Consider the following 20,567-nt stretch of genomic DNA (forward strand, 5'->3'; position numbering starts at 1 on the left):
AATTAGCAGATGGAGGGGAGAAAATGGATTACAGATATAGTGGCTTTTCTAATTATCAAAACCCTTATCAGCAGGGGATGCATCCTTATCAGCCGCCAACATATACATCACCAATGCCGATGACACCATTTCAATATTATCAAAAGCCGATGGTACCAAATCCATATGATGGGTTCGACACTCCTTCACCTTCCTTTTTCGGAAAACCAACTAATCCGATGCTACAGTATTTTCAGAATAAAAATGGTGAAATGGATTTGGATAAAGTGTTTAATACCGTGAATCAAGTGGCAAACACTTATCAACAGGTATCACCTTTATTCAAAAATTTCGGAAATATTTTAAAATCTTTTCAGAAATAATGTAAAATGATCCTTGTCGATTATGGCAAGGATTTCTGTTGTGATAGATATTTTATCACGGTGCTAAACGTCTGCAAGGCCCTCATTTCCAGCTTCAAGTAACATGAGTGGGAGCTAACAGACGTTAACACCCAGGTAAGTTTCGCTAATGGACAGTGGGAAATTACAGCCTCACTGATCATAGTCTCACTTTATTGGGAGGTAGACAACTAATGACTGCATGTCTTATTATTCATGGGTTTACTGGTGGTCCATATGAAGTAGAACCACTTGCTTTTTACATAGAGAAACATACAGATTGGCATGTAGTAACACCTAATTTACCTGGACATGGCTTAGGTGAGGGAAGGGATTTAGACCTTTTACATGTATCCTATAAAGATTGGATAAATGAAGCAGAACGAGCCTATTTGGAATTGAAGGAAGATCACGATGACATTTATTTGATCGGTTTTTCGATGGGAGGAATGATAGCAGCATACTTAGCAGCAAAGTATACGTGTAAGAAGTTAGTCTTGCTATCTACATCAAGAAGGTATATTAGTATTCCACGGATAAGTGTTGATTTAATGAATTTCGCTCAAAAAGCAGTGAGACGAAAGTTGAAAGAGGATGCCTTGTATAATCACTATCGAACAAAATATGGATCTGTTCCTATAAGGGCGATTCGAGAGTTTTTGAAATGTATGAAATTTACTAAACCATACTTGAAGGAGATTCACTGTCCAGTTTTTATTGCACAAGGAATGCAGGATGGAATGGTGCCATACAAAACAGTACATTATCTGGACAAAGAAATACCAGTTGATGCGGAGATTATATATTTCCATGATTCAAAGCATCTAATTTGTCTGGGTGAGGATAAAGATGTCGTTATTAATGCTGTCTATCAATTTTTGTTAAAGTAAGACTGCGGTTAACGAGCGCGTGCTCTCGAAGACAAAGTAAAGCGAAAATAAGAAAAAGTGTCTTCGAGAACAAAAAACAGAGGCTAGGGCACCTCTGTCTAATTGTGTTCAATCGTGATTTTCATTTTTCGTTTTCTCCGGGTGCTGGCGATGAAAAGGAGCAGGCCGAAGATGACAATCGTTCCTCCTAGCCACTGGGACCAGGTGATCAGTTCGTTTAGTATGATGTAAGCTAATAAGGAGGCGCCGATTGGTTCAAATAAGATCCCCATTGAAATAACGGATGTGCTCACCCATTTTAGTGCCCAGTTAAGCAAATTGAGTCCTAGAATCGTTGGAACGATGGCTAGAGCAAGGAAAATCAACCATTCATTTGGCTCATAACCTGTTAAAGGGTTCGAGACAGAGAGGTTATAGGCAATAATCGTTAATGCTCCGATACTGTATGCTATGAACGTATAGCTCATCACGGAAAGTTTTGTCCACACACCTTGACCAAGTAAAAAGTAAATCGTAATAAACATAGCTCCTAGCAAAGCCAGAAAGTCTCCATAAAGGGCTTCACCAGCTATCTGGAAATCTCCCCATGCAATAATAACACTGCCAAAAATGGCAATCAGCATACTAATCACTGTACCGGCAGAAAAACGTTCATGAAAGAACAGATAGGTACCGATAAAGGCGAAGATAGGTTGTAAGGTCACGATTACAGTAGAACTGGCCACAGATGTATACTGAAAGGATTCGAACCAGACGATATAATGAATTGCCAAACTGATACCAGCAACAATCGTGAGTATCCATTCTCTTTTGGCTAATTTTCTTAATTCATCTCTTCTTTTGAAAAGAATATATGGTAACAATAAAATTGCTGCGAATAACAAGCGGTAATTGGCTGTTACTGCCGAAGGGACTTCTGCGGCTAATTTTACAAGTACCGCAGCTGTAGAAACGGAGATTACACCGATGATAATCGCTATATATGGAATGAATTGCTTATTCACAACATCACCTACAATATTAAAAAATCAATCTTTTTCTTAAGTATAACAATTATTTTAAGAAATCCTAATAATATCTATCCAGTATAAACGCAATTGTTTGAAACGATACGAAATATTATATAGAATTAAAATGAAGAGTGTGTTATGATGTAATAATCCATTGAGTGGTCATTTATAAGCCTCTTCCAAATGTGGAGGAAGGCTTTTTTCATTGTTATTCGTATGTATCTTAGTCAAAGTCAAGATTTATTACGATAACGGCATTTATAAAGTGAAACCTATCAGGGTGTTAGCACCTGAAAAAGGGTAGCTTATCCTACTTTTTTGCAACTTTTTTTAATGTAGATAGTATAACTTGGATACACTGATAATAACGACGAAAAAATGATAATAAAGATGAGATTTATATAGTGAAAAAAGGAGTAGAAATTAATAGTGACAAATTTTAATCAATTAGGTATTTCAGCGTCAATTATGAAAGCATTAGAGAAAATGGGTTTTGAAGAGGCAACACCAATTCAAGCTCAGACGATTCCATTAGGGATGGAAGGTAAAGACGTTATTGGCCAGGCGCAAACGGGTACTGGTAAAACGGCTGCCTTCGGTATTCCAATGATCGAAAAAATTGACCCTAACGAACGTAAAATTCAAGGGTTGATTGTTGCACCTACAAGAGAATTAGCGATACAGGTGTCAGAAGAAATGCATAAACTAGCGAAGTTCAAAGGTGTTCGTACATTACCTGTGTATGGTGGTCAACACATGGAACGCCAAATTAAAGCGTTAAAGGATCGTCCACATATTGTAGTAGCCACTCCAGGCCGGTTATTAGACCACTTACGTCGTCGTACTATTCGTGTCGATCAAGTACACACTGCTGTACTTGATGAAGCGGATGAAATGTTGAACATGGGCTTTATCGATGATATTCGTGATATCTTAAAGGCGATTCCGGAAGAGAGACAAACTTTATTGTTCTCAGCAACTATGCCAAAAGAAATTCGTGATATTGCAGCAACATTGATGAAGCAACCAGAAGAGGTAAAAGTAAAATCAAAGGAAATGACGGTTTCGAATATCGATCAATTCTTTGTAGAAGTACATGAGAAACAGAAATTCGATACCTTGACAAACTTGTTAGATATTCATGTTCCAGAATTAGCGATTATTTTTGGACGTACCAAAAAACGTGTCGATGAGTTGACGGAAGGTTTGCAAGCACGTGGTTTTCGTGCAGAAGGAATCCATGGTGATCTAACCCAAGGTAAACGGACATCCGTTTTGAAAAAGTTTAAATTCGGTCGTATTGAAATTCTCGTAGCAACCGACGTAGCTGCACGTGGATTAGACATTTCTGGGGTAACCCATGTATACAATTTTGATATTCCACAGGATCCAGAAAGCTATGTGCATCGTATCGGACGTACAGGTCGTGCTGGTAAGATGGGTGAGGCAATTTCCTTTATTACACCAAGAGAAATGCCACATTTGCATTTAATTGAAAAAGTTACAAAAAGTAAAATGAAACGTATGACAGCACCTAGTTATGATGAAGCAAAACGAGGTCAACAACAGCTGACAGTACAAAAATTAATAAAAACAATTGAAAAGAAAGAACTTCAAGATTACCGTGAGACAGCTAGCGAAATTCTAGACGAATACGATTCTGCAACAGTTGTCGCAGCGGCATTAAAAATGCTAACCAAAGAAAGAAGACAAACACCAGTTACCTTAACATCTGTTCAACCGGTAAGTGTTAAAAAAGGAAACAATAAAGGTAATAACAAAAAATTCAGAAATGATAAACGCGGATTTGGTCGTAAAGGCAAACAGGGAGGCGGCCGCAACCGCAAATTCCAAAACAAACGTAATAATAATAAAAGATAAGAAAAGCACAGAGCGCCCGCTTAAAAACGTAGCGGCTGGAGCTAATCAACTGAGATAAAGGAATCACTGAGAAAAGCGAACCGATGATGACTTATCGTAGGGCGATTCGTGAAGTCGCCTAGTTTTTGGGCGCTCGGAGCTAGACATCTGCGCAAATTTTATACTTTCCTTACATTAAAAAAAGTCCGTTGCAAACCATGCAACGGACTTTTGCTATACACTTAATCCCACACTACACTAAAAATATCGCAACGATTGCTAAAATAGGAATACCTAACACTGTCATATAGCCAATAAAGGAAAGTGATTTTACATAGCTGAGTTCTTCTGCGTTTAAGCTGGATGCTACTTCCATCACTTCTGCTTTTGTTTTTTGAATTTGAAGCAGACTGAAAATGATGACAGCTAAAATAATGAGTAAAGGTAAAAGTAAGCTAGCGGTGGATAAGTTTTCCTCACCCATAAACATAAATCCTAAAATAATTAGAAATATCGGAACTGCTTCGATTAAACCAACTTGAATAAAAAAGCGAATTTGATCTTTTTGCAAACCTTTAAAGTGAAATTCATTTCGTTTAATCCGATAAGATAATCCTTTCATTAATCGCTTAAAGGCAAATAAAATACCTAATCCTGCGATAATGGATGATACGGTAAACAACCAAACTGCTGTCAAAATACATTCTCCTTTCGGTTAAAATAGAGTGGAAATGAATCCGAGTAAAACTAATGCGATCAATATACCAAATAAAACTGGCTTCAAATAAGGTTTGTAACGATAACGTTTTTTGTTCCAACGATTAGGATCAAATCCGATATCGTCATCTTTTACTTTGCGTCTATTTTTCCATGGAGAGAATGGTTGTGTATTTCTCAAGATAACAGGACCGAGTGCAAACCCGGCAATAAATCCGAATAGATGACCTGCGACATTAATGTTTGCTCGGAAAAAGGTCATCACTAATCCGATTACAGAAATGATTAAAATTAGTCGCGCGTTTTGGGGATCAATTAATCTTTTTTCAAAAAAGACCATGAATAAATATAACCCGAATAACCCGAAAATTGCACCTGAGGCTCCAACGTGTGTGTACATAGGATTCGGTTCAACAATATAAGTAAGAATATTTGCAGCAATACCGGCAGTAAAATAAACAATTAAAAACTTTACTTTCCCAAGCATTTGTTCTAATGCTGGCGCAAATAAAATCAGTGAAAAGGAATTAAATAGGATATGACCGAAACCAGCATGCAAAAATATTGGCGTAACTAATCGCCAATATTCACCTTGGCTAATCATCAAATTCCAACCGATGCCCGTTGTATAAATCCATTCCCCTAAACCAGGCACTATCCCAACGACAAGCCAAATAATGACTTGAAACGCAATAATCGCTGAAACAACCGGATAAAAATGTAGAAAATCCCGAAAGCTTTCCGTACGTAAAAACATAGCATTCTCCCTTTTATGGTTAATTGCTTATATTTTAGCACAACTGTAAATGATATGGACAGTAGAATTAACCATTTTAATTATCACCGTAATTAGGCTATACTTACCATATAAAATGGAGTTGATCTAAATGATAAAAGGAATCGGAATTGATATTATAGAGTTGCGACGAATAAAAGAAATAGTAGAACGTCAACCGAAAATGTTGGATCGAATATTAACCAATGCAGAAAAGCAATCGTTAGAGAATCTTCAATCGAATAAAAGAAAAATAGAATTTATCGCTGGAAGATTTGCAGCGAAAGAAGCTTTTTCAAAAGCAAGAGGAACTGGGATTGGACCATTAAGTTTCTTAGATATTGAAATTATCAATCAAAAAAATGGAGCACCTGTTTTGCAATCAAAAGTTTTAAATGCTGAGACATGCTTCGTATCAATCTCTCACAGCGATGATTATGCAGTGGCACAAGTAATAATTGAAAGTGAATCTGCATATTAAGAGAGTTTGTCTCATACTATTTTAGTGCGGGTAGGAGGGAACAAGATGTACATCGTAACCGCGGAAGAAATGTACGAAATAGATCGTTATGCGATTGAAAAAGGGGGAATCGAGGGCAAGGTTCTAATGGAAAATGCCGGATCACAAGTAGCCCAGCACATCATTCAAAGCTATGATAACAATCAGAAGGTGGCAATCGTAGTTGGCAGTGGAAATAATGGCGGTGATGGTTTTGTTATTGCCCGCTACTTAGCGGAATATAGTTATGATGTCTCGGTTTTTCAATTAGTAGCAGATCATAAAATTAAAGGTGATGCAGCCTTTCACAAAGCATTGTGGTTAAACACGTCAGACAAGCTGGTCCATGTGACAGACTCGCATCAGTTAAAGCAAAGATTAGTAGATTGTGATATCGTTATTGATGCAATTCTGGGGATAGGTGTTTCTGGAGCAATTCGTGAGCCAATCCGGAGTATGATCGACGTCATTAATCATTTACCAGTCGAGAAAATTTCGGTTGACATTCCGAGTGGTTTGCCGGCAAATGATGGGCTGGAGGTTGATCTTGCTATTCATGCAGATCAAACATATATCATTGAAGCTCCAAAAGAAACGGCTTTTTGTGAAAAGACCAGCATCTACTATGGCAAATGGGAAACGGTAAAAATCGGTATACCACAGATGGCTTATGCCAAGCATGCATCGAAACAAAGATGGTGCATAAAAAATGTCCGTGCTACTTTTCCGAAACGCGAAAAGTATGCTCACAAAGGATCTAATGGCAGGGGATTAGTGATTGGTGGTCAGCAAACGATGCCGGGAGCAATTGTGTTAGCTGCCAGAGCAGCACTCCGGTCAGGTGCGGGGCTGGTAACTGTTGCTACAATCAAGGAGAATCTCCCGATTGTAGCAAGTAGTTGTATCGAAGCCACGTATCACCTTTTGCCAAACTTAACGGACCGATTAACAGACCGTGATCTCGAAGCCTTTGAAAAAATAGATGCTATCACATTTGGCATGGGGATAGGACGTGATGACTCTCAGTTGCTATCTGATTTGATTGAAAAACTAGACAAGCCACTACTAATAGATGCAGATGGTCTGTATCATGCAAAGCCATTATTGGAAACACTGTTGCAGCACAAGTCGCCAATTGTGGTTACACCACATTATGGAGAAATGGCTATGCTGACAAATAAAACTGTTCCAGAAGTAAAACGGTCGCCTTTTTCTATCTCTCGGCAGTTTGCTGAAAAGTATCAAGTCTATGTCGTGTTAAAAGGCAAGCACACTATTATTACAGCACCGAATGGTGAGCAAATTGTCAGCGACCAAGGGAATGCCGGTTTAGCAAAAGGTGGAACAGGAGACGTTTTGTCAGGGATTTTACTCACCATGATTATGCAGCATGAAGAATTGCTGCCTGCTCTTGCAAATGGCTGTTATCTCCATGGTACATCAGCAGATTATCTGGTGGCAGCTAATCACACAGAGAGGGATTTATTAGCTACCGATGTGATTGAAGGACTATCGCAAGTATTTCGTACATTATCTTAACGTGTGATCGTGTTCCCTTTGTCCACTTGAGATGAGACAAAGGAGAGATGTCGCGATGAAAAAATATAAAAGTCTGGTAATTGGTATTTTATTGCTTATTGTGTTAACAGCGTGTGGGGAAAAGTCTAAGGACGATGTCGTAGAGAAACTGGAAGATATCGTGGAGAATATGAGCGCTTATCAATCACAGGCAATGATGACATTGGATACAGGAAAAGAAAAACAGGCATACCGGGTTGAAGTTTCCCACAAGAAAAAAGATTACTATCGTGTACTGTTAAAGAATGAGAATGATGAGGAAAGTAGCCAAATTATTTTACGCAATGACGATGGGGTGTTTGTATTAACACCAGCTTTAAACAAAAGTTTTAAATTTCAAAGTGAATGGCCGGAAAACAATAGCCAGCCATATCTCTTCCAATCATTAATACAAGACTTAGTCGATGACAGTGATGCTACTTTTACGGTGACAGACAGTTATTTTGTCTTTGAAACGAAAACAAGTTATGAAAGCAATAGTAACCTCCCATATCAAACCATTTATTTTGACAAAAAGACATACGAACCTGTGTTAGTCAAGGTATTGGACCATGATAAAAATCCGTTAGTTGAAGTAGAGTTTACAAACTTTGAGATAGATCCAGATTTACCGGAAAATACATTTGATATGGAAACTAATATGACGAGCAGTATTTTCGGAGTACCTGTAATGGCACAAGAAGATTTGCCATCACAATTAACTGTGCTTTATCCTTCTGAAAATCTAGGTTCAGAGCTGATCGAAGAGGATCAAATGGACGTCGAAAACGGTAAACGTGTGATGTTATCTTATGAAGGAGATAAAAATTTCACGATTATTCAAGAGACAGTAGACGTGCTCCCGACAAGTACAGCAGCTCCAGAAGTAGTAAATGGTGAACCAATTGATCTAGGTTTTACCGTTGGAGCACTTTCTGAGAATTCATTACAATGGCATTACCAAGGTGTTAATTATTATGTCGCAAGTGAACAATTAACAAAAGAGGAAATGAAAGAAGTAGCAAGATCCATGTCAACAGAAGACGCGATGAAATAAGCGAAAGGCAGACTTTTCAAGAAGTCTGCTTTTTTCTGTATCAGCATAAGAATCTGCAGAGAATCCATAAACTACGAAGTAAAGTAGATATGAACACCCCCTCTAATTCCTGGAAGCGCCGTTCTGTTCCGAGGAAAAGATCTTCTCTTCCGGGGATAAATGCCTATATCCAGGGAAGCGGAGGAAATATCCCCGGAACAGCAAAGGGTATCCCCGGAAGCGCCGTTCTGTTCCGAGGAAAAGGTCTTCTCTTCCGGGGATAAATGCTTATATCCAGGGAAGGGGAGGAAATATCCCCGGAACAGTAAAGGATATCTTCGGAAGCTCTGCTCTGTCTAAACAGAACTTTCACTAGTTCACAGTTTGTATCGAATATGCGTTGATTAAGGATATGCCGTGTGTAACCTGGTCTGTTTTATTTATACCCTTTTTGCTTTAAATGGTTTATAATGGATTGCGTTAGACTCAAACGAAATGAAGGGGTATCAACATGGAGCAAAAATTTTACCGTGATTCTTGGGTAGAAGTGAATTTGGATCATATTATATATAATATACAGCAATTAAAGAATAAATTAGCAGATAAAACGAAAATCTATGCAGTAGTGAAAGCAAACGCATATGGGCATGGGGATATGGAAGTGGCCAATGCAGCACTTAATGGAGGTGCAACAAGGCTCGCTGTCGCTATTCTAGATGAAGCATTGCGCCTACGACAAGGAGGTATTACAGCTCCTATTTTAGTTATGGGATGGATCCGTCCAGAAGATGCCAAAATTGCTGCGAAATATGATATTACTGTTACTTGTTATCAGAAAGAATGGCTAGAGGAAGTGCAAAAGCTCACCCTTCCAAAACCACTCACGGTTCATCTTAAATGGGACACTGGCATGGGGCGTATTGGTATTCGGACAGAACAGGAATTATTAGAAATCATCCCGTTTCTTCAACATGAAAATATTTATTTAGAAGCAATCTTCACCCATTTTGCCACTGCTGATGAAGAAAAACTAGAGCACTTTGAAAAACAATTAAACCTGTTCGATAAACTATGGACTATCTTTCAAAACAATTGGCCACAACATAAGGTGATGGTGCATACGGGAAATAGTGCAGCAAGCATGCGTTTTCCAGAAAAAATGGTTGACTTTGTCCGTTTTGGTATCAGCATGTATGGACTGTATCCCTCACCAGTTGTTAAAACAGAAAAGCCGATTGAGCTAAAGTCAGCACTTGCATTACACAGCCGCTTAATCCATGTAAAAAAAGTAGACAAAGGAACACCGATTAGTTATGGGGCGACATATTTAGCAAACGAGGAGGAGTGGATTGGCACGGTCCCGCTTGGATATGCAGATGGTATTCGTCGAGCCTTACAAGGTGCACAAGTTTTAGTTAATGGTGAACGGTGTACCATTGTCGGTCGGATTTGTATGGATCAATTGATGGTTCGATTAACCAAGCCTGCTAAAGTAGGAGATAAAGTAACATTAATAGGTTCACAAGGTGGAGAAAGTATCGAGATGGACGAATGGGCAGCACATTTGGACACGATTAATTATGAAATTGCTTGTATGATAAGTTATCGAGTTCCAAGAATATATTCATAATAATTAAAAAAATAGTCGGTAAGACAAGATAATTCTTCAATCTTCTGGTAATACTGAAGATATATTGTAGAAAAAAACGAAAAATTATCAAAAACCCCTTTGCAATGCCTGTTTCGGAATGGTATGATTATATTGGATTATCATTTTAGGCTTGTCAATGTTGGTGGAGGTGTATGGTTTTGTCTGAAGACTTACAAGAAGTTGCTGTGAGATTACCTAAAAACCTATTGAATGAGGTGGATGGCTTGATGAAAAGTGAAGATAGCAATTTAAGTGATTTTATTTGCCAGGCAACTAAGACGTATTTACGTGAAACGAAGAAACGCCATATCCAAGAATCGATGCAACGTGGTTATATGGAAATGGCAAAAATCAATTTGAATATTGCTTCAGAAGCTTTTCAAGCGGAAGAGGAGGCAGAAAACACCCTAGAGCGCTTAGTGAGCGGGGTGTAGGTCTTGATTGTAAAAAGAGGCGACGTATACTTCGCCGATCTCTCCCCTGTTGTGGGATCTGAACAGGGCGGTGTACGTCCTGTATTAGTTTTGCAAAATGATATTGGAAACCGTTTCAGTCCCACTGTTATTGTTGCGGCCATCACTGCTCAGATTCAAAAGGCTAAATTGCCAACACATGTCGAAATTGATGCTGAAAGATATGGTTTTGAACGGAATTCAGTTATTTTATTGGAACAGATTCGTACGATCGACAAACAACGATTAACAGATAAAATAACTCAATTGGACAATAACATGATGGAACGGATAGATAGAGGGTTAGAAATTAGTTTGGGCTTAACTGATTTCTAATCCTCTATCTTCAAAACACCCTTGCTTTTAGGAATAGAAGCAAGGGTGTTTTTGGCGAAAAACAGTAAAAAATGACCATTTTTGTAATCGTATAAATGATATTAATCGAAAATCAAACTATTTTATTGTAAACTGTTATATACAAAAGAAAATAGTGGAGGTTGGAACAATGCCAGAAACATTACGAAGAATCGTAATAGAGAACAGTGATGTAATTTCTAAAAATTGGTTAGATGATATAACAGAAAAACGTAAATCTGACTACACTTCAACTATATCGGATAACTTGTACCACACTACTAATCAAGAATTCATCAATGTTATTTTTTCTAGTATTAACCGTCAAGGCGATACAGGGGAAATGGACGATTTTGCTGAACGCCTCATAAATCTCGGCTGGCCATTAAGTTATATTACAGATGGTCTGCAAACATTTAGAAGAGTAACAATAGATTTTATTTTAAGTCAATCTGAGCTAGTAGATACAGAGGAATTCTCGCGTATTTTAAATATTGTTGAAAATTGGGTAGAACCAATTATCAATCAACTTGTAAATCAATATTCTGGAAGCTGGGAACACACTGTTTCGTTGCAGAGAATGGCGCTGCAGGAATTGTCTGCTCCACTTATTCCTGTCATGGACAATATTACCGTCATGCCATTAATTGGAACGGTCGACACAGAGCGTGCCAAATTAATTATGGAGAACCTTTTAGAAGGAGTAATGAAACATAATTCTGAAGTTGTATTGATCGATATTACCGGTGTACCAGTTGTTGATACAATGGTAGCACACCATATCATTCAAGCAGCAGAAGCTGTGCGTTTAATTGGAGCAACTTGTATATTAGTAGGTATCCGTCCAGAAATCGCTCAAACTATTGTAAATTTAGGTATCGATCTAAGTAAATTTCCGACAAAGAGTTCCTTAAGGAAAGGATTTAATACGGCATTAAAATTGACTAACCGTGAAATAGTTGATTTAGATAATTCTAAAGAAGAAGATATAACCAAAATCATTGACTCAATTAAATAGGGAGGTGCTTAATATGAGAATACCAATTTTAAAGCTACAAAATTATTTATTGGTATCCATCCAAATCGATCTTGATGACCAAACTGCGATTGACTTTCAAGAAGATCTGCTTAATAAAATACATAAAAGTGGCGCATCGGGTGTGGTCATCGACTTAACCTCTGTTGATATCATCGATTCCTTTATTGCAAAAGTGTTAGGTGACGTTGTATCTATGTCAGACTTAATGGGTGCAAAAGTAGTGTTAACTGGTATTCAGCCTGCGGTTGCGATGACTTTAATCGATTTAGGAATTCATTTACAGAACGTTCCTACAGCACTTGATTTAGAACAGGGGCTGATTAAACTTCGCCAGGAACTGGAGGAGTAGTCATGATAACAAAATCAAGTGTACAAATTAATAAAGAATGGGATATTGTAGGAGCGAGACAGATGGGGAGAGAACTGGCTAGGGATCTAGGATTCGGTACTGTAGATCAAGCCAGAATCGCTACTGCAATTTCTGAACTAGCTCGTAACATCTATTTATATGCTGACAAAGGTAAAGTAGCTTTTGAAATAGTGGAAGATATGAATAAAAAAGGAGTGAAAATTATCGCTTCTGATCAAGGGCCAGGAATTAATGATCTAAGTAAGGTAATGGAAGATGGCTTTTCTACTTCTGGTGGGCTTGGTGCCGGACTTCCTGGTGTTAAAAGATTGATGGATCATTTTGACGTTTTGTCTGAGCCAGGTAAAGGAACGACCATAACTACGATCAAATGGGTTCGATGAGCTAGAATATTAGAATAACTGATTAATAGAAGATTCAATTTACCCCTATACCAAAATGACAATGAAGTTTAAAAATTAGTAGTAATCATATTTAGGAGGTAATGAGATGGAACCCTATAAGTTCGATGTCAACAACTATCGCAATTTATTAAAAAAATATATAGCGTCTCAAGACGAAAAGTCATTGTATCAAGCTGAACAATTTAGTAAGTTATCGATGAAACATAATATATCTCCTGAGGAAATTATTAATGTGCATATACAAGCATTAAAAGAATTATATCCTGATCTACCAACAGAGATAGACTCTTCTATGAACTTCCTTTTAGAAACAATGATTTCGTATGGGTTAGCTTATCAGGAGTTTCAGTCCTTAAGAGAAAAACAAGGAGAGCTAGAGTCGGAAATCTCAATTGCTGCTAATATGCAACAGACTCTACTTTCAACAACGAAACCGGATATAAAAGGCATGGATATAGGTGCGATTAGTGTACCTTCTCATCAAATGAATGGTGATTACTATCATTTTGTAACGGATGAATCTAATAATCTCGGTGTTGCGATTGCTGATGTCATCGGAAAAGGCATTCCTGCAGCATTAGCGATGTCTATGATCAAATATTCCTTAGATAGTTTTCCGGAAACAATGAGAAACCCTAGTGTCATACTGGAGAATTTAAACCGTGTGGTAGAGCGTAATGTGGACACTAGCATGTTTATCACGATGTTTTATGGATTATTTAATCATGAAACAGGCTCATTACAGTTTTCTTCGGCTGGTCATGAGCCAGGGTTTTATTACTGCGCAACTAAAGATCAATTTTATGAACTCACTACTAAAGGCTTAGTGTTAGGTGTTTCTGATCAGGCAACCTATGAAGAGTTAGAGATTACTATGAAGCCTGATGATATGGTTGTATTGTTAACAGACGGTGTGACGGAATGCCGGATCGGAGAACGGTTTATTGAAACAGAAGAAGTGCTCGAAGTGATTCGTCAATATATGCACCTCCCTGCGCAAGAAGCGGTAGAGTCAGTATATCGTCATTTTGAACGTTTACAGGATTTCCAGTTAAGAGATGACTTTACACTTATCTTCTTAAAAAGATAGTTTATCGTGCAAAGAAATAGGGAATGGTGAACTGTAAGCCAAAAACCAACATTATGACATGTCTTAACTATCATTCAATAGATGACAAATATGTATGACTGAAAACTTACAGAATGACGAGGAGGTAACCGTTTTGAACTTAAATATTGATCGTAATGATAATGGTGAAACACAAGAGTTAAAATTAGCAGGGGAGATTGATGCCTATACCGCTCCCCAACTAAAAGAAGCTCTTTTGCCATTAACCAAGGCGGAAGGAACGACGGTTATTGTTGATTTAGAGGGCGTTAATTATATGGATAGTACGGGACTAGGAGTATTTATCAGTGCGCTGAAGTCCACCAAAGAATACAATAGTGACTTACGATTAGTCGCATTACAAGATCGTGTTAGACGATTATTTGAAATTACTGGATTAGATAGCATTATTTATATTGACTCAACGGTACGAGGTGGGAAATAATATGGAATCCTTTGACTTCATTGAAATGAAAGTGCCAGCAAGGGCAGAATATGTAGGAGTAGTGAGGTTAAGTACATCAGGTATTGCCAATCGAATGGGTTTTAGCTACGAAGAGATTGAAGACTTAAAAGTAGCTATATCAGAAGCACTGTCAAATGCCACCGAACATGCATATAAAACGGAAGACGACGGGGAGGTAACTATTGGTTTTGGTGTTTATCAAGACCGTTTAGAAGTCATGGTTGCAGACCGTGGAGGTAGTTTTGATCTGCAAAAAGTCAAAAAAGATATTGGACCTTATGAAAGTAATCAATCCATTGAAGATTTGCGAGAAGGAGGCTTTGGCCTATTTCTTATTGAAGCTCTGATGGACAAGGTAGAGATCAAAAATGATTATGGTGTGATTGTTTTAATGACCAAATACCTCCATGAAAATGAGGTGGATATTAATGACGACCAAATCTCGACCACACAATAATCGTGAGGATGAGATTTACCAGTGGATTCGTGCTTTTCAAGAGAACCCTGAGGATCAAGCGATACAAGAGAAAATTGTCTTAACATATGAAAAACTGGTGAAATCTCTGGCTCGAAAATATGCCAAAAATGAAACGATTTACGAGGATCTCGAACAAGTTGGGATGTTAGGGCTCTTAGCAGCTATTAGAAGATACGATCCAGATGTAGGTAAATCTTTTGAATCGTTTGCTATCCCTACGATTATTGGAGAAATTAAACGTTTTATTCGTGATAAAACATGGAGTGTACATGTTCCCAGAAGAATTAAAGAGTTAGGACCAAAGATCAAAAAGGCAACGGAAGCCCTAACAACAGATAATCAAAAATCTCCTTCCATTAAAGAGATCGCTGAATATATAGGAGTAACTGAAGAAGAAGTGCTTGAAACGATGGAAATGAGTCAAAGTTACAATGCGTTATCGGTTGATCGAAAAATTGAGGCGGATGCAGATGGTAGTGAAGTATCGATATTGGATTTAGTCGGCAATCAAGAGTCTGGATATGAAGATGTAGACCGGCAATTGTTGCTTGAAAAAATAATGCCTATCTTAAATGAACGAGAAAAGGAAATTCTTCGATATACTTATTTTGAGAATAAGAGCCAGAAAGAAACTGGAGAATTATTAGGAATATCACAAATGCATGTATCAAGAATTCAACGTCATGCATTGAAAAAACTGCGTGAAGCACTACAAGCTGAGAATATGGAGGCCATTCGTTAATGCAAAGTAGTCATCAAGTAGAAGTGTCTGTTTTTCAAAAAGCTAAAAAAGGTAATTATTATTGTGGAGACAGCTATTTCTACCATGAGTCTGACGATAAGTTTATCTGTGCACTAGCTGATGGTCTTGGCAGTGGTGAATTCGCAAAAGAATCATCGCAAATTGTGATGGAAGTGATTCGTAATAATAAAGATGATTCTGTGGCGTCGATGATGAGAAAAAGTAATGAAAAGTTAGTGGGAAAACGCGGTGTCGTCTTAGGAATTCTACAAATAGATTTGCAATCGAAAGATTATGCCTATTCATCGATCGGAAATATAGGTTTAATGACGATAACTACTAATTCGATTAAAAAAAGAAATATTCCGCAGGCTGGCTACTTAAGTGGATATGACAGACCGTTCAAAGTGATGACAGACAAGCTTGAACAAGGTATGATTTTTGTCATGTTCTCTGATGGTATAACATCTAAAGAAATATCTAATTCGTATTTTCTCCACCAAGAAGTAGATCATATAACAGACACCTTTGCTTATCTATATCAACAAAAACTAGATGACGATACTACCCTAATTGCCATAAAATACAACGAGGAATCCCGTTAAATAACGGGGTTCCTTTTTAGTTTATATAAATTGTATAATGGTGCAATATCATTCTTTTGGGGTGTAAAATCGGTGTTGTGGAGAAATGGTCTTTTCAGGTTTTATGTGAACTAACCAATTCTTTTTGTTAAAATAAAGAAGGATTAGTATGAAGGAGGAAACGCTTTGGTAAATAGTGAAGAATATATACCATTAATTAATGCAGTTACTGATAGGACAAAAATTAATCAAAAAGCAGTAAAAAGTGTTATTCAATTATTAGAGGAAGGTAATACCGTCCCATTTATAGCGCGTTATCGGAAAGAGATGACAGGCTCCCTAGATGAAGTGCAAATTAAAGATATTCAAGACGCATGGAATTACGTCAATACATTAGCTGACCGTAAACAAGAAGTGATCAGACTAATCGATGAACAAGGAAAACTAACAGAAGACTTACAAAAGGAAATAGAACAAGCAACACAATTACAGAAAGTAGAAGACTTGTATCGTCCATATAAACAGAAGCGCCGGACAAGAGCAACGGTCGCCAAAGAGAAGGGCTTAGAGCCATTAGCTGAAACTATCTATAACCAACAAAATATCGATTTGGCCCAAGCATCTGAGTTTTTATCAGAAGAACATGAATTACATACGATTGAAGATGTCCTTGCGGGTGTTCAAGATATCATTGCCGAATGGATAGCAGATGAACCGAAATACCGTGAACACATTCGTAAGCTAACACACCAAAAAGGACTCATTACTTCCAAAGCGAAGAAGCCAGAGTTGGATGAGAAAAAAATCTTTGAAATGTATTACGAGTATAGTGAAGCAGTTAGTAAAATAGTTTCACACCGAATCTTAGCACTTAATCGTGGTGAAAAAGAAGATGTGCTAAAGGTATCGATTGAACCGCCAACAGATGGTGTACTTGAGTACCTTCAAAAACAAGTAATTCAAAAAGATGCAACTGCACAGATAAAAGAATTTATCATTCAAGTAATAGAAGATAGTTATAAGCGATTAACACAACCATCAGTTGAAAGAGAAATTCGCTCTGCTTTATCAGATGGAGCCGAAGAACAAGCAATCGATATTTTCTCTAAAAACTTGAAGAACTTATTATTACAGCCGCCATTAAAAGGTAAATATGTTTTAGGAGTTGACCCGGCATTTCGAACAGGGTGTAAATTAGCGGTTGTTGATGATACAGGGAAGGTAAAAGCGATTGATGTGATGTACCCGACAGCTCCAAAAAATGATACGGTAGGTGCAGAGAAAAAGGTTATCAAATTTTTGAAGGAATTCCCAGTGGAATTAATTGCGATTGGTAATGGAACAGCATCAAGAGAAACAGAGCAATTTATCGCAGGTGTGATTGATAAACATCAGTTGGACATTGCGTATATCATAGTTAATGAAGCAGGAGCAAGTGTATATTCCGCATCCAAATTAGCACGTGAAGAATTTCCTGATTTACAGGTGGAAGAAAGAAGTGCGGTATCAATTGCGAGACGTATTCAAGATCCATTAGCAGAGTTAGTAAAAATAGAGCCGAAAGCAATCGGTGTTGGACAATATCAACATGATGTCAGTCAAAAAAGGCTAACAGAATCATTAACATTTGTTGTTGAAACAGCAGTTAACCAAGTTGGAGTTAATGTAAATACTGCTTCTTCATCTTTGTTACAATATGTATCAGGGTTAAATAAGACGGTGGCAAATAACATTGTGAAATATCGTGATGAACATGGAAAATTCACTAATCGAAAACAATTAAAAGACATACCTAGACTAGGGAATAAAACATATGAACAAAGTATCGGATTCTTACGAGTAGTCGATGGGGAAGAACCATTAGATTGTACCCCGATTCACCCGGAATCATATGCAGCAGCAAAACAGATTCTAACAGAAGTGAATTGTTCGGTTAAAGACTTAGGAACGGAACAATTGAAGGATTTAGTTAATCAGTTAGACAAAAAAGCGTTAGCTAATTCATTAGAAATTGGTTTGCCAACTTTAGAAGATATTTTGAAGGCATTAGCTAGTCCAAATCGAGATCCTCGTGACGATTTACCAAAACCACTATTAAAGAAAAATGTATTATCGATGGAAGACCTTCAAAGTGGTATGGAACTTCAAGGAACTGTTCGAAATGTAGTCGATTTTGGTGTGTTTGTCGATATCGGAGTAAAGCAAGATGGATTGGTTCATATTTCGAAAATGTCCAATGAGTTTGTAAAGCATCCCATGGACATTGCCTCTGTAGGTGATGTGATCACGGTATGGGTAGATCAAGTAGATCATGAAAAGCAACGGATTGCCTTAACCATGATTCCATCTTAAAGAAAATATGCTAACCATTTATATTTCCCTTGTGCAGTAAAAAAAGAGAGTAAAGGGTACTTTTCCGGTGCCTTTTACTCCGCTTTATTTTGCTCTTTGTCACAGTAGAAAAACCAGCATTGATTTAATAAACGAATTTGATACTTGTTTTTATGAAGGAATGCGCCTGCTAATTGTCTTTTTAACCAATTAGGCATGTTAATCATCCTTTAATTAATGATGTTGTTTTATGTTATGTAATATGATAGATAGGTGTGAACGCATGGAAATGATGACACAAAATGAATTGGAGAAGCTTACAAAAGATATATCTAATGAAGTATTTAACAAACCATTCATTGATGAGGTACGTTTTAATAATCGATTAAGAACAACGGGTGGTCGTTATATACCAGCTAAACGAGTAATTGAATTAAATCCTAAGTATTATCAGGAATTAGGATATGATGAGTTTGTTGGTATTATTAAACATGAATTATGTCATTACCATCTTCATATAGAAGGAAAAGGATATCAACACCGTGATCCTGAGTTTAAACAACTTTTAAAAGTAACGAATTCTCCAAGGCATTGTAATCCCTTGCCGTCTATGAATAATGATTTTAAATATCAATATCAATGTTCCTCTTGTTACCATGTATATAAACGACGAAAAAGAATCAATGTAAAAAGGTATCGTTGTGGGAAGTGCAGAGGTGAATTATCATTGGTTCAAAATAAATAAAAAAAATTGATAATCCTATTGACTAAGATGCAAACAATATGATAAATTATATTGGCGTCACTTTGAAAAGACGCTTGTCTTTGATTCGTGGCAACAACTGAAAAAATATTAAAAAACAGTTGACAATTTGATGTGATTATTATATTATATTTAACGTCGTCAACATGAATTGACTCATTATTCCACAGTAGCTCAGTGGTAGAGCAATCGGCTGTTAACCGATCGGTCGTAGGTTCGAATCCTACCTGTGGAGCCATGGAGAAGTACTCAAGTGGCTGAAGAGGCGCCCCTGCTAAGGGTGTAGGTCGCGTAAGCGGCGCGAGGGTTCAAATCCCTCCTTCTCCGCCATTAACACTTCAAATTAATGGCCCGTTGGTCAAGTGGTTAAGACACCGCCCTTTCACGGCGGTAACACGGGTTCGAATCCCGTACGGGTCATCCCATTTATATTAGAAAATTAATAGGTCCGGTAGTTCAGTTGGTTAGAATGCCTGCCTGTCACGCAGGAGGTCGCGGGTTCGAGTCCCGTCCGGACCGCCATTGTTGGGCTATAGCCAAGCGGTAAGGCAACGGTTTTTGGTACCGTCATGCGCTGGTTCGAATCCAGCTAGCCCAGCCATTTTTTTGACTAAAAATAACTTTAATCGTTCGTCTCTATGACGAATATACTATTCCAACTGCTTGATCGATTCTTCACAAAGTAGACCGGAATAAAATTAAATTAAATAAAGTAGATGTAGTTGAGGATGCTTCTACTGTTTCTCTGATTCTACTATATATGTAGTTTTTGAGGCAGAAAGTGAGCTACCCGTCGTGATTAGTATTGCATCAAGAGCCATTAGCTCAGTTGGTAGAGCATCTGACTTTTAATCAGAGGGTCGGAGGTTCGAATCCTCCATGGCTCACCATCTATATATTGAATTGCATGGATAACGAGCGGTCGTGGCGGAATGGCAGACGCGCTAGGTTGAGGGCCTAGTGGGAGGTAATCCCGTGGAGGTTCAAGTCCTCTCGACCGCATCAAAAAATAAATAAAAACTATTGACTTGGTCAAACGCATTGTGTTATATTAATAGATGTCGCTTTGATAAGCGCCCGTAGCTCAATTGGATAGAGCGT

At 37.7% G+C, this 20,567-nt stretch carries 23 protein-coding genes and 7 tRNA genes; 26 read left to right on the forward strand and 4 right to left on the reverse strand.

Going from position 1 to position 20,567, the window contains the following annotated elements:
- Positions 1 to 23: 23 nt before the first annotated feature.
- Both GHT08_RS17295 and GHT08_RS17300 read left to right on the forward strand, forming a co-directional pair.
- Positions 24 to 362: a YppG family protein gene (locus GHT08_RS17295; protein ID WP_163582688.1), complete on the forward strand. Its 339-nt coding sequence runs from the start codon at positions 24 to 26 to the stop codon at positions 360 to 362.
- A gap of 212 nt (positions 363 to 574) precedes the next feature.
- The gene (locus tag GHT08_RS17300) at positions 575 to 1,270 is read left to right on the forward strand and encodes an alpha/beta hydrolase (protein WP_163582689.1); all 696 of its coding nucleotides are present in this window, start codon (positions 575 to 577) and stop codon (positions 1,268 to 1,270) included.
- Positions 1,271 to 1,368: 98 nt separating this feature from the next.
- Here GHT08_RS17300 and GHT08_RS17305 read toward each other — a convergent pair whose 3' ends face one another.
- Positions 1,369 to 2,274, reverse strand: coding sequence for a DMT family transporter (locus tag GHT08_RS17305; protein WP_163582690.1), 906 nt, complete (start codon positions 2,272 to 2,274; stop codon positions 1,369 to 1,371).
- 435 nt (positions 2,275 to 2,709) lie between these two features.
- On the opposite strand from GHT08_RS17305, the gene cshA reads away from it, so the two are divergent.
- Positions 2,710 to 4,161, forward strand: a complete 1,452-nt coding sequence (gene cshA, locus GHT08_RS17310) for a degradosome RNA helicase CshA (RefSeq protein ID WP_018932011.1) — start codon at positions 2,710 to 2,712, stop codon at positions 4,159 to 4,161.
- 232 nt (positions 4,162 to 4,393) lie between these two features.
- On the opposite strand, the gene GHT08_RS17315 is transcribed toward cshA, so the two are convergent.
- Complete coding sequence (locus tag GHT08_RS17315) at positions 4,394 to 4,837, reverse strand: hypothetical protein (protein WP_163582691.1); 444 nt, start codon at positions 4,835 to 4,837, stop codon at positions 4,394 to 4,396.
- 18 nt (positions 4,838 to 4,855) lie between these two features.
- Positions 4,856 to 5,614 (reverse strand): rhomboid family intramembrane serine protease, encoded by a 759-nt coding sequence (locus GHT08_RS17320; RefSeq protein ID WP_153835998.1) that lies wholly within the window; start codon positions 5,612 to 5,614, stop codon positions 4,856 to 4,858.
- A gap of 130 nt (positions 5,615 to 5,744) precedes the next feature.
- On the opposite strand from GHT08_RS17320, the gene acpS reads away from it, so the two are divergent.
- The 15 genes from acpS to GHT08_RS17395 all read left to right on the forward strand — a co-directional run bounded on the left by acpS (position 5,745) and on the right by GHT08_RS17395 (position 18,724).
- On the forward strand, positions 5,745 to 6,113 hold the full coding sequence (gene acpS / locus GHT08_RS17325) for a holo-ACP synthase (RefSeq protein WP_153835999.1): 369 nt from the start codon (positions 5,745 to 5,747) through the stop codon (positions 6,111 to 6,113).
- A gap of 45 nt (positions 6,114 to 6,158) precedes the next feature.
- Complete coding sequence (locus tag GHT08_RS17330) at positions 6,159 to 7,670, forward strand: NAD(P)H-hydrate dehydratase (RefSeq protein ID WP_163582692.1); 1,512 nt, start codon at positions 6,159 to 6,161, stop codon at positions 7,668 to 7,670.
- 55 nt (positions 7,671 to 7,725) lie between these two features.
- A complete protein-coding gene (locus GHT08_RS17335) occupies positions 7,726 to 8,745 on the forward strand; it encodes a LolA family protein (RefSeq protein ID WP_163582693.1) in 1,020 nt (339 codons plus the stop codon).
- Positions 8,746 to 9,235: 490 nt separating this feature from the next.
- A complete protein-coding gene (gene alr, locus GHT08_RS17340) occupies positions 9,236 to 10,354 on the forward strand; it encodes an alanine racemase (protein WP_163582694.1) in 1,119 nt (372 codons plus the stop codon).
- Positions 10,355 to 10,527: 173 nt separating this feature from the next.
- Positions 10,528 to 10,809, forward strand: a complete 282-nt coding sequence (locus tag GHT08_RS17345; protein WP_018932004.1) for a CopG family ribbon-helix-helix protein — start codon at positions 10,528 to 10,530, stop codon at positions 10,807 to 10,809.
- A 3-nt stretch (positions 10,810 to 10,812) separates the two neighbouring features.
- Positions 10,813 to 11,163 (forward strand): type II toxin-antitoxin system PemK/MazF family toxin, encoded by a 351-nt coding sequence (locus GHT08_RS17350; protein WP_163582695.1) that lies wholly within the window; start codon positions 10,813 to 10,815, stop codon positions 11,161 to 11,163.
- 169 nt (positions 11,164 to 11,332) lie between these two features.
- On the forward strand, positions 11,333 to 12,199 hold the full coding sequence (locus GHT08_RS17355; protein ID WP_163582696.1) for an RsbT co-antagonist protein RsbRA: 867 nt from the start codon (positions 11,333 to 11,335) through the stop codon (positions 12,197 to 12,199).
- A gap of 13 nt (positions 12,200 to 12,212) precedes the next feature.
- Complete coding sequence (locus GHT08_RS17360; protein WP_163582697.1) at positions 12,213 to 12,569, forward strand: STAS domain-containing protein; 357 nt, start codon at positions 12,213 to 12,215, stop codon at positions 12,567 to 12,569.
- Positions 12,570 to 12,571: 2 nt separating this feature from the next.
- Positions 12,572 to 12,973, forward strand: a complete 402-nt coding sequence (locus GHT08_RS17365; protein ID WP_163582698.1) for an anti-sigma regulatory factor — start codon at positions 12,572 to 12,574, stop codon at positions 12,971 to 12,973.
- A gap of 106 nt (positions 12,974 to 13,079) precedes the next feature.
- A complete protein-coding gene (locus GHT08_RS17370; protein ID WP_163582699.1) occupies positions 13,080 to 14,084 on the forward strand; it encodes a PP2C family protein-serine/threonine phosphatase in 1,005 nt (334 codons plus the stop codon).
- Positions 14,085 to 14,217: 133 nt separating this feature from the next.
- The gene (locus GHT08_RS17375; protein WP_153836005.1) at positions 14,218 to 14,547 is read left to right on the forward strand and encodes an STAS domain-containing protein; all 330 of its coding nucleotides are present in this window, start codon (positions 14,218 to 14,220) and stop codon (positions 14,545 to 14,547) included.
- 1 nt (position 14,548) lies between these two features.
- The gene (rsbW, locus tag GHT08_RS17380) at positions 14,549 to 15,025 is read left to right on the forward strand and encodes an anti-sigma B factor RsbW (protein WP_163582700.1); all 477 of its coding nucleotides are present in this window, start codon (positions 14,549 to 14,551) and stop codon (positions 15,023 to 15,025) included.
- The gene (gene sigB, locus GHT08_RS17385; protein ID WP_163582701.1) at positions 14,997 to 15,788 is read left to right on the forward strand and encodes an RNA polymerase sigma factor SigB; all 792 of its coding nucleotides are present in this window, start codon (positions 14,997 to 14,999) and stop codon (positions 15,786 to 15,788) included. The genes rsbW and sigB overlap by 29 nt, the downstream gene beginning before the upstream one ends.
- Positions 15,788 to 16,393 carry a SpoIIE family protein phosphatase gene (locus GHT08_RS17390; protein ID WP_163582702.1) on the forward strand — a complete coding sequence of 202 codons (606 nt, stop codon included), beginning with the start codon at positions 15,788 to 15,790 and terminating at the stop codon, positions 16,391 to 16,393. The genes sigB and GHT08_RS17390 overlap by 1 nt, the downstream gene beginning before the upstream one ends.
- Positions 16,394 to 16,558: 165 nt before the next feature.
- The gene (locus tag GHT08_RS17395) at positions 16,559 to 18,724 is read left to right on the forward strand and encodes a Tex family protein (protein ID WP_163582703.1); all 2,166 of its coding nucleotides are present in this window, start codon (positions 16,559 to 16,561) and stop codon (positions 18,722 to 18,724) included.
- Between the two features lie 74 nt (positions 18,725 to 18,798).
- Here the strand turns inward: GHT08_RS17395 and cmpA are convergent, their stop codons facing one another.
- On the reverse strand, positions 18,799 to 18,921 hold the full coding sequence (gene cmpA / locus GHT08_RS17400; protein WP_091485331.1) for a cortex morphogenetic protein CmpA: 123 nt from the start codon (positions 18,919 to 18,921) through the stop codon (positions 18,799 to 18,801).
- Between the two features lie 65 nt (positions 18,922 to 18,986).
- Here cmpA and GHT08_RS17405 point away from each other — a divergent pair, with 65 nt between their 5' ends.
- From GHT08_RS17405 to GHT08_RS17440, 8 genes are all read left to right on the forward strand, one after another.
- A complete protein-coding gene (locus GHT08_RS17405; protein WP_163582704.1) occupies positions 18,987 to 19,448 on the forward strand; it encodes a SprT family protein in 462 nt (153 codons plus the stop codon).
- A 181-nt stretch (positions 19,449 to 19,629) separates the two neighbouring features.
- Positions 19,630 to 19,704 (forward strand) — tRNA-Asn (locus GHT08_RS17410).
- Between the two features lies 1 nt (position 19,705).
- A tRNA-Ser gene (locus GHT08_RS17415) sits at positions 19,706 to 19,796 on the forward strand.
- Between the two features lie 18 nt (positions 19,797 to 19,814).
- Positions 19,815 to 19,886, forward strand: a tRNA-Glu gene (locus tag GHT08_RS17420).
- 25 nt (positions 19,887 to 19,911) lie between these two features.
- Positions 19,912 to 19,988: transfer RNA gene (locus tag GHT08_RS17425), tRNA-Asp, on the forward strand.
- Between the two features lie 4 nt (positions 19,989 to 19,992).
- Positions 19,993 to 20,067: transfer RNA gene (locus GHT08_RS17430), tRNA-Gln, on the forward strand.
- 213 nt (positions 20,068 to 20,280) lie between these two features.
- Positions 20,281 to 20,356, forward strand: a tRNA-Lys gene (locus tag GHT08_RS17435).
- A gap of 28 nt (positions 20,357 to 20,384) precedes the next feature.
- Positions 20,385 to 20,468 (forward strand) — tRNA-Leu (locus tag GHT08_RS17440).
- The last annotated feature ends 99 nt before the right edge of the window (positions 20,469 to 20,567 follow it).

The sequence above is a fragment of the Gracilibacillus saliphilus genome, assembly GCF_010994085.1.
GTDB classification, from domain to species: domain Bacteria; phylum Bacillota; class Bacilli; order Bacillales; family Amphibacillaceae; genus Gracilibacillus; species Gracilibacillus lacisalsi.

Excerpts from the sequence above, each read along its gene's own strand:
- GHT08_RS17295 (WP_163582688.1), top strand. The coding sequence starts at position 24 with ATGGATTACAGATATAGTGGCTTTTCTAATTATCAAAACCCTTATCAG.
- GHT08_RS17300 (WP_163582689.1), top strand. The coding sequence starts at position 575 with ATGACTGCATGTCTTATTATTCATGGGTTTACTGGTGGTCCATATGAA.
- GHT08_RS17320 (WP_153835998.1), bottom strand. The coding sequence starts at position 5,614 with ATGTTTTTACGTACGGAAAGCTTTCGGGATTTTCTACATTTTTATCCG.
- acpS (WP_153835999.1), top strand. The coding sequence starts at position 5,745 with ATGATAAAAGGAATCGGAATTGATATTATAGAGTTGCGACGAATAAAA.
- GHT08_RS17330 (WP_163582692.1), top strand. The coding sequence starts at position 6,159 with ATGTACATCGTAACCGCGGAAGAAATGTACGAAATAGATCGTTATGCG.
- GHT08_RS17335 (WP_163582693.1), top strand. The coding sequence starts at position 7,726 with ATGAAAAAATATAAAAGTCTGGTAATTGGTATTTTATTGCTTATTGTG.
- alr (WP_163582694.1), top strand. The coding sequence starts at position 9,236 with ATGGAGCAAAAATTTTACCGTGATTCTTGGGTAGAAGTGAATTTGGAT.
- GHT08_RS17345 (WP_018932004.1), top strand. The coding sequence starts at position 10,528 with ATGGTTTTGTCTGAAGACTTACAAGAAGTTGCTGTGAGATTACCTAAA.
- GHT08_RS17355 (WP_163582696.1), top strand. The coding sequence starts at position 11,333 with ATGCCAGAAACATTACGAAGAATCGTAATAGAGAACAGTGATGTAATT.
- GHT08_RS17360 (WP_163582697.1), top strand. The coding sequence starts at position 12,213 with ATGAGAATACCAATTTTAAAGCTACAAAATTATTTATTGGTATCCATC.
- GHT08_RS17365 (WP_163582698.1), top strand. The coding sequence starts at position 12,572 with ATGATAACAAAATCAAGTGTACAAATTAATAAAGAATGGGATATTGTA.
- GHT08_RS17370 (WP_163582699.1), top strand. The coding sequence starts at position 13,080 with ATGGAACCCTATAAGTTCGATGTCAACAACTATCGCAATTTATTAAAA.
- rsbW (WP_163582700.1), top strand. The coding sequence starts at position 14,549 with ATGGAATCCTTTGACTTCATTGAAATGAAAGTGCCAGCAAGGGCAGAA.
- sigB (WP_163582701.1), top strand. The coding sequence starts at position 14,997 with ATGACGACCAAATCTCGACCACACAATAATCGTGAGGATGAGATTTAC.
- GHT08_RS17390 (WP_163582702.1), top strand. The coding sequence starts at position 15,788 with ATGCAAAGTAGTCATCAAGTAGAAGTGTCTGTTTTTCAAAAAGCTAAA.
- cmpA (WP_091485331.1), bottom strand. The coding sequence starts at position 18,921 with ATGCCTAATTGGTTAAAAAGACAATTAGCAGGCGCATTCCTTCATAAA.
- GHT08_RS17405 (WP_163582704.1), top strand. The coding sequence starts at position 18,987 with ATGGAAATGATGACACAAAATGAATTGGAGAAGCTTACAAAAGATATA.